Origin of the sequence: Shewanella khirikhana, assembly GCF_003957745.1 — a bacterium.
Lineage (GTDB): Bacteria > Pseudomonadota > Gammaproteobacteria > Enterobacterales > Shewanellaceae > Shewanella > Shewanella khirikhana.
Window position 1 is genome coordinate 2,617,061 of record NZ_CP020373.1, and the last position, 13,292, is coordinate 2,630,352.

Here is a 13,292-nt window from a genome sequence, read left to right on the forward strand (position 1 = left end):
TCAGGCCAAGCCTGTTCAGGCCAAATCTGCTTGCAGCCATTCAGCCAGTCGCTCCCATAGGGTTTCTGCAGCGCGGCTGCGGCTATTGCGGCCAAGGCAAACCAGATGCACAGGTTGGGTTTCAGGATGTTGCCATTCATCGAACAGGCTCACCAACTGGCCGGTGCCTAGGTAGCGGCGGGCCAGCAGGCGGTCGGCCATGATAATTCCCTGATCGGCCAGCGCCAGCTCCAGCAGGCTGCGGCTGTCGCTTGAAAGTATTGCGGCACTAACCCTGTGCTCGCTGATTCGCCCGTCGGGGCCACTGAACCGCCACAAATCCATACACAAATGACGATTGCGATACACGATACAATCATGCTCGCTTAAAGACTCAGGTGCCTCTGGCACGCCTCGCTGCTTAAGATAGCCGGGGCTTGCATACCAGCCAAAGCGTTTGAGCCCAACCCTTTTTGCCACCAGCGACGAATCCGGCAGCTTGCCCACCCGAATGGCAATATCCACCCCTTCATCGAGCAAATCCACCAGCTCGTCGCGAAAGTCCAGCTCCAGGCTGATTTGTGGATAGAGGCGCCGCAGTTCAATCACCCTTGGCATCAGGTATTCGGCGGCAAGCAAGGTCGAGCAGCTGAGCTTTACTCTGCCTGAAAGTGACCTTTGCTGACCCACCAACCAGTTTTCGGTTTGGGCCAGCAGCTGCGACAGGCCATCGGTAGCATTGAGCAAGGCCACACCGGCATCGGTCAATTTGAGTGCCCGGGTATGACGGGCAAACAGGCGCTCGGCGCAAAAGTCTTCCAACGCCGCAATTTTTTTACTGACAGAAGAGCGTGGCAACGCCAGCCTGTGGGCCGCCGCCTGAAAACTGCCAAGCTCAGCCACCAGCCTGAACACATAAATCAGCGGCAACTGCTGGTGCAAAAGATGCGGTTTAATGGGAGATTGGGGCGGCTGTGCGGGTGCGATGCTGTTGCTGTCATCGCTAACATCCGCTGTAAAAACAGGCTCATACATCAGTGTTTACCTTTGGGAATCATTGTGTTGCCCAGTTGGGGGCTAATCCTTGCGCCAAGGCTTAAGTATGCTGAAAAGCAGCTCAATACACCACAGGAGAACCCCATGGATACACAACAAGCCCCACAAAAAACACTGCTGATCACCGGCGCCACCTCAGGCATCGGCTATGCCGCCGCCAGCCATTTTCTTAAACTCGGCTGGCAGCTGGTGATAACCGGCCGCAATCAGGCAAGGCTCGATGATGCCGTTAGTCAGCTGCTGGCACAGCAAAAAGGGGCAAAGGTGCTGGGCGTGCTGGCCGACAGCGCTGATGTATCGCATTTACCGAGGCTTATGCACACGCTGGAAGAGTGCCAAATCCGCCTCGATGCCCTGCTGCTCAATGCCGGGATTTTCAAGCCGTTTGACCTTACCGATATGACAGACTCGATGTTTGAAGAAACCATGCAGGTGAATTTCAAAGGGCCGCTATTTACCCTGCAAACCCTGCTGCCACTGCTGAACCAGGGCGCGTCCGTGGTGTATACCTCCAGCATTGCGGTTGAAAAAGGCTTTGCCGGTGCCGCTATTTACAGCGCCAGCAAAGGCGCCTTCGAAGCGGCGGTGGCTGCCATTAACCTGGAATTGGCGCCGCGGAGCATTCGCATCAACAGCCTGCGCCCCGGGGTGACTCTGACCGAAATTCAGCAAAAGGCCGGCTTCAGCCAACAGCAGATTGACGGCCTTGGCGACCAGCTGTCCGCCACAGCCTTTGGCGGTTTCCTGCAACCTGAGCAGATGCTGGCGGGACTGACATTCCTGCTGTCTCCCGGCTCCGAAGGGGTAATAGGGACCAGCCTCACCATAGATGGCGGCTACTGCCTCTGAGAGAGTGAGTGGCAGCCTATGCCAGTACAGATCCAGGCGTTAAAGCAGAGAATCGCCAAGCCAGTTCAAAACGGCGGGACTAGCTGTTACGAGACTCGCTGTGAAAGGACTAGCCGTGACAGCGCAGGTCCAGAGCGTAGTGAAGCGTGGCCTGCTGGCTGTCTCTGCTCTGCTGGCTATCACTGTTCTTCTGGCTGTCACTGGCCTGCAGTCTGAAGCCGAGTTTTTCCAGCAATCGGATAGATGCAAGATTGCCAACCTCGACCCCGGCCACCAGGGTGTTCACCGGGGCCGACTTTGTCACCTCAGCGACAAAGGCGCTCAGGCATTCGCTGGCGATGCCGCCGCCCCAAAAGCGCTCCGCCAACAGGTAACCCAGGTGCGCCTCGGAAGCGCCGCTCGCCGACTCTTGCGCGTCGATATGCATAAAGATAAGCCCAGCCAGTGGGTTAGCGTCTTGCTTATCGTCCAGATTGACAAAAATAGCAGTGACCTGACTTTGAGATAACATCTCATCCAGCAGCGCTCTTGCCTTGGCTGCAGAGCCGATATCTGAAAAATTCGGCGGCAAATGCAGACATACCTCAGGGGTGAGTATCGCCGGTAAAGCCTCACTTAGAACCTGAAGCAGAGGCTCATCGGCGGCAGTCACGGCCACCAGCTTTGTTCTGGCGGTGTTGGTAATGCTGTTGTTGACAGCGGTGCCGGACATGCTGCTCACAGTAGCCCCCATATATCCCAAGTCACTTTTGTACCCATTCCCTGATATCCATTCCCTGATTACTTTTTGTCGGTAGGTGCAGGGAGAAATACCTCTGCCCGCTGTTTTCCCACCTTGTTAACGCCGATGTAAAAGCGGCTATGTGCTGGCCATGGTAACCCTTAAACGGCTGAAACAACAACGGCAGCCCAGGGCTGCCGTTTTGCGGTATGGAAACTCAGGCTGCTGTGCCGGTCTCAGCCCCATTCGCTGCTGTTTCAGCAGCGGCTGTATCTTTTGCGGGGGAGTCGATAAAGCTCACCCTGCCCCCATCTCGCCCTGCGATAGACAACTCATACACGGCGCGGTTTTTAAAATAAGAATTGGCGTAAAAGTCGAGGCGCTTACCCAGCAGAAAAGCGGCCACTCCCACATGCAGGCGGTTGGTTTTAATCCGCTCAAACTGATTAACCTCCGACAGCAAGCTTTTGGCCGACGACAGGTTTTGCGCCCGGGTTTGGCTGCCAAGGGAAAACAGCTGCGACAGGTCTTTATTGTCTTTCGGAATAGCGCGGCCGCAGGACTCCACATCCAAACGGAAGGCATTGAGCACCTCATTACCGCTGCGCTGCCTGAGCGCTGCCATGCCACGGCGGTTGAAATAGAGCCGGATCCGCTTTCGCAGACTGATGCCCTGCAGCGGCTGTGACAGCAGCCAGGGTACATTCAGTAAAAATGCCATATCGTGGTGCACCAATACCTCGGGCCCATCACAATGGCGCTGAACATGGGCAAGACTGATGCGCTCGCGGCAGAAAATGGTGACGTTGGCCCCCAGGCTGCCAAGGAGCTGCTGATGCCCCTCCACGGTGCAGGGCAGTAATATCAAGCGCCTGGCGGCCGAGTGGATCGCCTGCACCAGGGTCGCAGAATAACGGTACTGGGAGGTAAAGGCGCCGCCGCCCCCCATTACCACGATTTTGTCTTTCAGCTGCAGGGCGTCCATGCTGTGTCCGGCACAAATGGCTTTGTACAACTGCCGGGGGCTTCTGACCTGATAGTTCAGGCCTGCTTCATCAAATACCTGAAAGGTGGCGGCATTGATAAGCGAATCCCCGGCGTTGCCCGGATTGGGAATAAACACAAAGTCGTTTATCTGGTGTTCGGCAAAATAATCGATAACAGACTGCATGACATGTCCAGCAAAGTTTTTTCGCATGCTATGCCATTTAACCAAAAGACTCAAACCTTTGACTTACAAGCAACCAAACTGCTCACAACCTAGCTACTCCTAAGCTGCTGATGCTGTATAGATCCAGCGCAACTGCATCAATTGGTAACAGGCCGCCACAGGGCAGCCTGCTTGCTTTCAATCGCGCTTTCAGGGCGATTCATGCACCGGCTTGGCCAGCGCCTGGGGCGTAAGACCCAAAAGCTCCGGCAGCACGGTACCGACCGAAATCGACGAGAAGGTGCCGGTGACTATGCCTATCACCATGGCAGTGGCAAACCCCTCCAGCGCCGGGCCTCCCAGCAGCCACAGGGCACCGACCGTCATCAGCGTGGTGCCCGAAGTGACCATGGTGCGGGAGAAGGTTTGCACCACGGCGGCGTTATTGATGTCAGCCAACTTGTCATGGGGACGGGCAATCATCAGCTCGCGCATCCTGTCGGCAATAATGATGGAGTCGTTGAGCGAATAACCCAGCACCGCCAGCACCGCCGCCAACACAGTGAGGTTAAACTCCATTCCGGTAACGGCAAACACCCCCAGCACCAACACCACATCGTGCAGCAGCGCCAGCAGGGCGCCACTGGCAAGACGCCACTCAAAGCGCAGCGACAGATAGCCGAGGATACACATCAGCGCCACCAGCAGCGCAAGCCCGCCCTGCTCAAACAGCTCCTCGCCCACCTGCGGCGAAACTGAGTCACTGTCGAGCACCCGCGCATCGGCATCGATGGATGTCAGCGCCTGATTGAACGCCGGACGGGAGACTTCATCCAGCGGCTCGCCGGTACGGATCAAAAATCGCCCAGGCTCGGTGGCCACCACCGACAGGTTGGCGCCCATCACTGGGGTCAATGCTTGCTCCAGGGTACGGGGCTCGGTGTCGGGGGCCATCACCACTTCGGCATAGGCGCCGCCGGTAAAATCGAGTCCCAGATTAAAGCCCTTGAACCCCACCAGCAGCATAGAGGCTAAAAGCAGCAGCACAGAGATGCCGCTCATCAGATACCGAATTCGGCTTAACGTTTGATTTTTCATGTTTAAATCCTCACTGCCTTGCGCTCATCGCGGCCATATACCCAATTGATAATCACCCGGGATAAGAAGATGCCGGTGATCATGGAAGTCACCAATCCCAGACCCAGGGTCAGGGCAAAGCCCTGCACCGGACCATTACCTATGGCATACAGCACCAACGCGGTGATCATGGTGGTGAGGTTGGCATCGAGGATGGTGCCAAAGGCAGAGGAAAAGCCGCGGTCGATGGCAAGCGCCAGGCTGCGCCCTTCTTTCATCTTGTCGCGGATACGCTCAAATATCAGTACGTTGGTATCGACAGCCATACCGACGGTGAGCACCAAGCCGGCGATGCCCGGCAGGGTGAGCACAGCGCCGGGGATAAGGGCAATCAGCCCAAGCAACATGATCATATTGGCCAGCAGCGCCACATTGGCCACCCAGCCAAGACGTCTGTACCACAGCGCCATAAACAGCAAGGTGGCTCCCAGCCCCAGAGTGAGTGCTGCAAAGCCATTGTGAATGTTTTCCGCCCCCAGGCTTGGGCCTATGGTGCGCTCTTTTTTGATGGTCACCGGCGCCGTCATTGAGCCAGCCCGCAGCAACATGGCCAGCTCCTGCGCTTCCTGATGGCTGCCAAGCCCTGTGATAGAAAAGCGATTCCCCAGCTGACTGGTGATGGTAGCCACCGAAATAATCCGGCTGTCCTTGCGGGTGCCCTGCTCTGTGGCCTGATACTCGCTGTAACTGGTGGCCATGGGCTTGCCAATGTGCGTACGGGAAAAATCCGCCATCCGGCGGCCGCCTTCGGTATCCAGCGCAATATTCACTGAAGGGCGTCCCATTTCATCGCTGCCAGCGCGGGCATCCTTAATATGCTCGCCCCCAAGCACGCTTTGACGGGCAATGCCGATACGCCCTTCGCCGAAGGGCATTTGCTGCGCGCCGGGGCTGTCGCTGAGCTCATAGAAGGCCAGGCTTGCAGTTGCCCCCAGCACCCGCTTGGCGGCAACCGGATCCTGCACTCCGGGCAGCTCCACCAGAATGCGGCTGTCGCCCTGTCGCTGCACCACGGCTTCAGTGATCCCAAGCTCACCAATGCGGCCACGCATAATGCGCACGTTTTCACCCATGGTTTGCTGGCGGATAAGCTGACGTTCGTTATCGGACAGGCGCAAATGCAGCGCACCGTCTTTGGTGCTGATATGCCACTGTGGATAGCTGCGTTGCAGCCAAACTTTAAGCTGCGACAAGCCAGCTTCATCGCCTGCAACGCGGATGGCGTCAGGCGTCTCGCCGCTGGCATCGTCTTTGTAAAGCGCAACGCCGCGGCTGCCTTGAGCACGCAGCTGTTCACGGATAGCCGACGACAAGGCATCACCCTGGGCGGCATACACAGGTTGCAGATCCACCTGCATCAAAAACTGCACCCCGCCTCGCAAATCCAGCCCGAGTTTTACCGGCGAAAGCCCGAGCCGACTGAGCCACTCGGGCGCGGCAGGCACCATAGACAGGGTAATGGCTGAGGCTTCTCTGGCTGTTGGCAACAACAGCGCTCGGGCCGGCATTTGCTGCTGCGGCTCGGCAAGCACCACCAGCACATTATCGCCGTCGCGGCTGATGTGCTTAATGGCAATATTGGCAGCGCCAAGCTGCTCACTGATGGTCTCTGGCCCAAGCCAGGCATCTTTGCCCACCACCAGCGCGGCATCTTCACCAAAGAAGCTCGGCAAGGCCGACAATGCCAGTAAAATCAGTCCAATAAGCAGGCTGAGCACCTGCCAGGGGGAATTACGGTTAAGGCTTTTACGCGCAGACGACTTTTGCCGCCCACGCTGGAGGATAGAATCGGTAATCATGATGTTCTCTCACAAAATCTGTGTCCAAGCCGCGACGAAACCGCGCGGCCCCAGACAGGCCAAAGGCCTGATTAAGCGAGAGAAAAATCGGCTTGTTGGATAAAGCGGAATTGCAGATTGGTGTCTTTCCAGCCACCGGGGCGCAAGGTGCCACCGGTTTGCGGCCCAAGCACCCACTGTACCTGAGGTGGCTTGGGTTCTATCCGTCCCGGCTCAAGTTCGGGCGAGCTTGGCATCGCCAATTCGAACAGCAACTGATATTCGGGGGCAAAATCGCGCTGCCACTGACTTTGCAGCACCTGCCATCGAAACGAGCGGGGAATATTAAGATCTTTGCCAAGCGGCAGTGACGAGCCGGCGTGATGACTTCCCGATCCCAATACCTTGGCGGCCAGCGGCGTGGCGGCACTGAGGTCCAGATGCACCGGCAAGTTATCACCGCTTGTGCCATTAATGTCAGAAAAAATGCCATTGATTTCAGAAAAAATGCCATCGAAATCAGAGCAAAGCTCAACACAGGATTGTCCACCGGATAAGGCCACCGACTCGACCGAGTGGTCGGCGGCAGATGCCTGCACCGCGCCCGCCCAGACTGCGAAAAGCAGGCCGAGAACAAATAGCAGTGCGGCAAAGACAGATTTGGTGGCGTTCATAGTGGCTAATATGGGGCTCGCTCAGGCACTTTTCAAGGGCAGATTACATCAAGTGCTGGATGGGCACGAAACAACAGTAAGCCGGGAGCGCACCGAACACTAAACATTGGCTCTATATCGTGGCTCGTGCAGCTGCTTCGCAGCTGAAGCTTTATGTTCTTGGCTGAAGCCAGGCGTCTTGGCGGTAGCTCACTTGTACTGAGTGCCGGTCAAAGCAGCCCCTGCTCGAGTGCGGTAAAAAACAGCTCTTCATCTTCGGCCACGCGGGCTTTGAGTGGTTCACGCAGCTCGCGCACAGCGTCGGTTTCGGCGTCCATTCCCTGACACAGCACCTGAAAGCGTTTCAGGTTACCCAGGGTCATGGGCTGCTCCAGCAAATGTTTGGCTTCGGCAAGTTTGTTGAGACTCATGGCGATTCCCCGTCCAGGCATCCGTGGCGGGATACCATCAATAAGGGCCGACGCTTCTCCAGAAACTGCGTTGGTGCAAGCAAAACCTGCGGCCTGTAAATAATCAAAAAGGTTGGGCTAACAGGTCGTTGATAACACGCCTGCAGCGGCGCGCCAATAATAAAAGCCCCAACATCACAAAGGACAGACCAGCCATATGATGTCGGGGCTTTGGGGATCAGAGCTTGAATCGCCCTACTATACCACTGAGTTTACTGGATATTCCGTTGATACCATTGGCCGAACTTTGCACCTGCTCACTGCCCTCGGCGTTCTTGCGGGCCAGCACGCTGATTTCTTCCACACTCAGGTTAATGGTGTTGACCACAGTGGCCTGCTCTTCGGCGGCAACCGCAATCTGGTGGTTCATGTCACGGATAGCCATCACAGAGTCGGCAATCGCCCCCAGGGCAGCAATCGCCTTATTGGCCTTTTCTGATGTTTGAGTGGCTTCCGTCACATTGACCCGCATGGATTCAACCGAGCGGCGGGACTCGGCCTGCAAGCGGCCAATCAGCGACTGAATTTCTTCGGTACTGTTTTGGGTTCGACTGGCAAGATTTCTCACCTCATCTGCCACCACCGCAAAGCCGCGTCCCTGTTCGCCGGCGCGGGCCGCTTCAATGGCGGCATTAAGCGCCAACAGGTTGGTCTGCTCGGCAATGCCGCGAATAACCCCAAGGATAGAGCCTACGTTTTCGGTTTCTTTCTCAAGGTTCTCGATAATGCCGCTCACATCGGTGATATTGTCCACCAGCGCCATAATGCTGCGACGGGTGTCTTCTACCACGCCCATGCCGTCCTGAGCATGGTGATCGGCTTCAGAGGCCATTTCCGAAGCGCGCTGGGCATTCTGGGCTATGTCATCCACAGTGTGGGTCATCTCCTGCATCGCCGAGGCGGTATGCGCCAATTGATCGGCCTGAGACTCTGAGTTGACCCGGCTCTCTTCGGTGACGCCCAGCATGCCACTGGAGGACTCGCCCAGAGTACGGGATGCCTCCGTGAGTTCGCTGACAATGCGGCGCAGGTTGTCATTCATCTCAGCCATGGCCGCATAAATACCGGTACTGCCTTGGGTCTGGAAGTTCTGCCCCAGGTTCCCAGCGGCGATCTCTCGGGCAATGGATGCCATTTCTCTGGGTTCGCCACCCACAGGCCGACGAATGGCGCGCACTACGGTAATGGCAAGCCAAATGGCCAGCAGCAGCGCTGCTATGGATACCACAATCACGGTATTGATGGCTGCTTCACTTTCCTGCTGCGCATGGGGGCCCAGCTCATCCTGCTGCTGCTGAATCGCTTTGTTGTACTCATCAAGCACCCCTGCCACCTTGGGGCCAATCACATTCAGTCCCTCATTGATGCGCTTATTGCGGCCCTGAATAATGCCGTACACCTCTTTAAGTGCGTCGCGGTATTTGGCGCGGCCTTCATCTATGCTCTGTACCTTGTCGGCAATCACGGCCGCGCTTTCGGTATTTTTAAGACCATCGACAGTGCCATCGAGGGCTGACAGTTCCTGCAATGCCCGTTGATAATCATCTTCTTTATTGGAAATCAGAAACTTGGAAGCATACAGCCTGGCAAGCATCAGTTTTTCCTGGCTTCTTGCGGCAATAAACAAGCCTTCGGAATCACCTTCCTGATACAGGGCAGTAATGATATCGGTCACCTTTTCCCGCATGCCAAGCCCCGTAGGGTCCAATACATCGTGTACCACCTTGTTGCGGGCGGCAAAGTCGCGGGTAACGGCTTCAAAGGTAGAGGCGTAGTTTTTCACCAGTTCGTCGGCCTGGGCCAGCAGACGGTCGCGGGCGGCATCAAGCTCCAGTTCCTTGGCCTTGGCAAAGCCTTTATTGAGCTCAGCCATGTTTGTCTGAAATGACTGATAAACCTTATCTTCCGGGGTTTTAAGGTACTTGAGGACATCGACCCGGGCACGGAGCAAAGTGGCTTCGGCTTCACTGGCTGCGTTGGAGCTTCGCGCCAGCAACCTATATTCAGTGAAGTTATCAAAGCCCTGAGTCAGTCCACGGTATCCGGCCACTGTGACCACCATTAGAAGCAGAATCACGGCACCGAATGAGTAATAGAGCTGCTGAGAGAGCCTGAGGCTGGAAAACATACGGGTTCTCCTGGTTAGGGTTATAAACTCCGTACCTCCTTCCCTGGCAGCCGGATGGGTTCAGCACTGCACGACAACTAGAGGGTGCCACCCAAGCCTTTGGCAGCATTGCAACAACTTGGTAACCCTCTCTTAAATATAATTGGCCACCCGAACACAAAAATCAATCGAGCGTCTGATACAGGCAGCATGACAGGCTTGTTTTGCACTCTGATGACCCTATACATCATGCCTGCCGCCGTTTCTCCGCCCGTCTGTATCGAAATTATTCCACCCTTATCCAGCATTGCTGATGAAAATCCCGCCCGAATTTACATGTTTTAAGAATTGTTTAAGGAAATTCATTTGATATGCACAGTCCGCAATATTTTCGCAACAGACGAAACACACACAGAAACATTGCGGGAACAGCCCATTGCCACGAGCTTAACCGTGCTCAATTGGCAACGGACATAACTATAAAGTTCAAGGAGATGTAATGAAGAACTCTGTATCATTGACAGCAAACGCAGTGCGCTTGGGGATTTTGGCGCTTTCCACCAGTCTGGTTTTTCCAGCTGTAGCAGCAGAAGAACAGCCTGTTGAACGTATTGAAGTTACCGGTTCTAAAATCAAGCGTATCGGTGAACTGGCCCCGACTCCAGTTACCGTTATTACCGGTGATGGCCTGGTAGAAGCTGGCGTGGTTAACGTTGCCGACCTGCTGCACAAAATGCCTAACACTCTGGTTGGTCTGTCACCAGAAACCACCAACAACACCATTTTCGCCAGTGGTCTGAACAACACTGACCTGCGTGGTCTGGGTTCGAACCGTACTCTGGTGCTGGTAAACGGCCGTCGCTTCGTAGCCGGCTCTCCAGGCTCTGGTGCTGTTGACCTTAACAACATTCCGACTGCCGTGGTTGAACGTATCGAAATCACCACCGGTGGCGCTTCTGCTGTATATGGCTCCGACGCTATCGCCGGTGTGGTAAACATTGTTACCAAGAAGAGCTTTGACGGCCTGGCTGTGGATGTTTCTACCACTCAACCTTCACAGGACGGTGGCGAAGAGAAATACGCCTCGCTGACCGTGGGTAACGAAGGTGAGAAAGCGAGCTTTATCGCTAACCTGAGCTTTGCGTCTCAGGGACAGATCTCTTACCTCGACCGTGACTTCCTGCGCGATGCGCCTATCGTGGTTCGCAACCAGGATGCGCAAACTGAAAACGACCCTCAGGCAATTTTCTGGGGTTACGGTGAACAGGTGCTGGCCTCTTACACCAAAACTGGTAGCTTCCGTGCATCTGACGGCCAGCGCTACACCTTTGACGACAACGGTACCCTGCGCCTGCAACAGCTGGGTGAGCCTCTGCCACCACTGACCAGTGGTCGTATCGATTACCTCGGCGGTGAAGGTTACAGCTTTGCAGAAAACGGTTACATGCGTACTCCGCTGGACCGCATTAACTTCTTCAGCTTCATGAACTATGACATCAATGATGATCACAGATTTACCATGGAAGTTTCTGCAGCCCGTTCAGAAGCCTATGGCGAAAGCTCTCCTGCATTCCTGTTCTTCGGTTTGCGTGGCGACAACGCCTTCCTGTCCCCTGAAGAAGCCGCTATTGTCGGTAATCGCGTAGGTGTTGGCTATCTGGCCGCAGACTTTGGTAACCGTCAATACAGCCAGGAGCGTACGACTCTGCGCGGTGCTGTCGGTTTTGAAGGCAGCCTGACCGATACCTGGGGCTACGACGTCTATGCCACTATCGGCCACGTGCAGGCAGACACCGAATGGTACGGTGAAATGTTCGAGCAGCGTTTCCTGAGCGCCGTTGATGTGGTGCGCAACGACGCCGGTGAGATTGTTTGTCGCGACGAAGTTGCTCGTGCCCAGGGCTGTTTGCCACTGAACATCTTTGGCCGTGGTCTGTACGATCAGGAAGCTTATGACTGGGTTGCCACCGACGCGCTGCGCCGCTCATCCATTGAGCAAATCGCTGCCGGTGCCTCTGTAAGCGGCGATCTGTTCGAACTGCCAGCAGGTTTTGTGGCCAGTGCTTTCTCGGTTGAATACCGTAAAGAATCCTCTGATACTCTGCCCGATCCAGCCATGCGCGCCGGTCTGCTGTTCAACAACAGCTCTCAGCCAATGGAAGGTGAGTTTGACGTAACTGAAGCTGCGGTAGAACTGTCTATTCCGCTGATTTCTGACGTATTCCTGATGCAAGATGTAGTACTGGAAACAGCTTACCGCTACATGGATTACTCTACTTCTGGTTCCGACGATGCCTGGAAAATCGGCCTGAACTGGAGCGTGTATGACGATCTGCGTCTGCGTTTGAACCGCTCCAAGTCAGTACGTGCTCCAAACATTGCCGAGCTATACAACCCACCTGGCCAGACCTATCGCAGCATGCGCGATTACTGTGCCTTGAGCTACCGCAATCAGATCAACCCAGAGTACCTGGATAACGTGCTGGCCAACTGTGCTGCACAGGGTATTCCTGCTGATTTCGAACCTTCAGAACAATGGTACGGCTCTACCCGCCCAGGCTTCATCGTAGGTAACGAAGATCTGCAAAACGAAGTGGCTCACGACATCACTCTGGGCTTCGTGTATACCCCAAGCTTCATTGAAAACTTCAGCATCACCATGGATTACTGGAAGTTTGAGATCGAAAATATGATCTACAGCTTCAGCGGTCCAAACCTGGTGAAATACTGCTACCAGTCGAGCAGCGTAGACAACCAGTTCTGCCCGCTGATCGAACGCGACCCAGTCAGCCATGAAATCGTTAACTACTATGAAAAGCCTGTTAACTCGGCTCTGAGCGAAACTGCCGGTATCGACATCGAAGTGAACTACAAGCTTGAAACCGGCTTTGGTGACATAGGCTTCCGCCTGTTCACCACCTACCTGGATGAGCGTAAGTTCAACTCAACCGGTTTTGCTGAGGACGAAGTGGTTGAGCGTGGCGAGCAGGCTTTCCCTCGCTGGCGTCATCGTTTCACCACAGACTATACCTACGAGGACTTCTCTGCGGTGCTGACCATGAACCACAGAGACAGCAGCGTGCTGGATAACGACTGGGCTCCAAACGTGAACAACTACAATGAGGTTCCCTCATACACCACGTTTGACCTGACCGCTCGTTACAACATCACCAACGATCTGCAGGTTCGCGGTGGTATCCTCAACCTGTTTGACGAAACCCCACCTCGTCAGCCAGGCGCCTACAACGCCGGTGCCTATTACGATGTAATCGGCCAGCGCTTCACTGTAGGTGTGAACTACAAGTTCTAACCTTGCTCGGGGAGCCCTGGTTTCAGGGCTCCTAACCAATCTCCCAACACTTTTCTACCCTGAAACAAAAAGCCACCCGATT

Annotated in this window: 10 protein-coding genes; 2 read left to right on the forward strand and 8 right to left on the reverse strand. The window is 55.4% G+C overall.

Annotated features, from left to right (window positions below; translation table 11 throughout):
• Positions 1-15: 15 nt before the first annotated feature.
• Positions 16-1,014, reverse strand: coding sequence for a LysR family transcriptional regulator (locus STH12_RS11370; RefSeq protein ID WP_126167661.1), 999 nt, complete (start codon positions 1,012-1,014; stop codon positions 16-18).
• Between the two features lie 105 nt (positions 1,015-1,119).
• Here STH12_RS11370 and STH12_RS11375 point away from each other — a divergent pair, with 105 nt between their 5' ends.
• Entirely contained in the window at positions 1,120-1,884 is a 765-nt protein-coding gene (locus tag STH12_RS11375) for an SDR family NAD(P)-dependent oxidoreductase (RefSeq protein WP_237158597.1), read from the forward strand.
• A 109-nt stretch (positions 1,885-1,993) separates the two neighbouring features.
• On the opposite strand, the gene STH12_RS11380 is transcribed toward STH12_RS11375, so the two are convergent.
• The 7 genes from STH12_RS11380 to STH12_RS11410 form a co-directional block, all read right to left on the reverse strand.
• Complete coding sequence (locus tag STH12_RS11380; RefSeq protein WP_237158866.1) at positions 1,994-2,596, reverse strand: GNAT family N-acetyltransferase; 603 nt, start codon at positions 2,594-2,596, stop codon at positions 1,994-1,996.
• 226 nt (positions 2,597-2,822) lie between these two features.
• Positions 2,823-3,776, reverse strand: a complete 954-nt coding sequence (locus tag STH12_RS11385; protein ID WP_164551197.1) for a polysaccharide pyruvyl transferase family protein — start codon at positions 3,774-3,776, stop codon at positions 2,823-2,825.
• 189 nt (positions 3,777-3,965) lie between these two features.
• Positions 3,966-4,853: a protein translocase subunit SecF gene (gene secF / locus STH12_RS11390; RefSeq protein ID WP_126167664.1), complete on the reverse strand. Its 888-nt coding sequence runs from the start codon at positions 4,851-4,853 to the stop codon at positions 3,966-3,968.
• Between the two features lie 2 nt (positions 4,854-4,855).
• Positions 4,856-6,691, reverse strand: coding sequence for a protein translocase subunit SecD (gene secD, locus STH12_RS11395; protein ID WP_126167665.1), 1,836 nt, complete (start codon positions 6,689-6,691; stop codon positions 4,856-4,858).
• A 71-nt stretch (positions 6,692-6,762) separates the two neighbouring features.
• Positions 6,763-7,344 (reverse strand): hypothetical protein, encoded by a 582-nt coding sequence (locus STH12_RS11400; RefSeq protein WP_126167666.1) that lies wholly within the window; start codon positions 7,342-7,344, stop codon positions 6,763-6,765.
• A 209-nt stretch (positions 7,345-7,553) separates the two neighbouring features.
• Positions 7,554-7,754 (reverse strand): hypothetical protein, encoded by a 201-nt coding sequence (locus STH12_RS11405; protein WP_126167667.1) that lies wholly within the window; start codon positions 7,752-7,754, stop codon positions 7,554-7,556.
• Positions 7,755-7,971: 217 nt separating this feature from the next.
• Positions 7,972-9,921, reverse strand: coding sequence for a HAMP domain-containing methyl-accepting chemotaxis protein (locus STH12_RS11410; protein ID WP_126167668.1), 1,950 nt, complete (start codon positions 9,919-9,921; stop codon positions 7,972-7,974).
• Between the two features lie 478 nt (positions 9,922-10,399).
• Here STH12_RS11410 and STH12_RS11415 point away from each other — a divergent pair, with 478 nt between their 5' ends.
• Positions 10,400-13,210 (forward strand): TonB-dependent receptor domain-containing protein, encoded by a 2,811-nt coding sequence (locus STH12_RS11415; protein ID WP_126167669.1) that lies wholly within the window; start codon positions 10,400-10,402, stop codon positions 13,208-13,210.
• Positions 13,211-13,292: the final 82 nt, after the last annotated feature.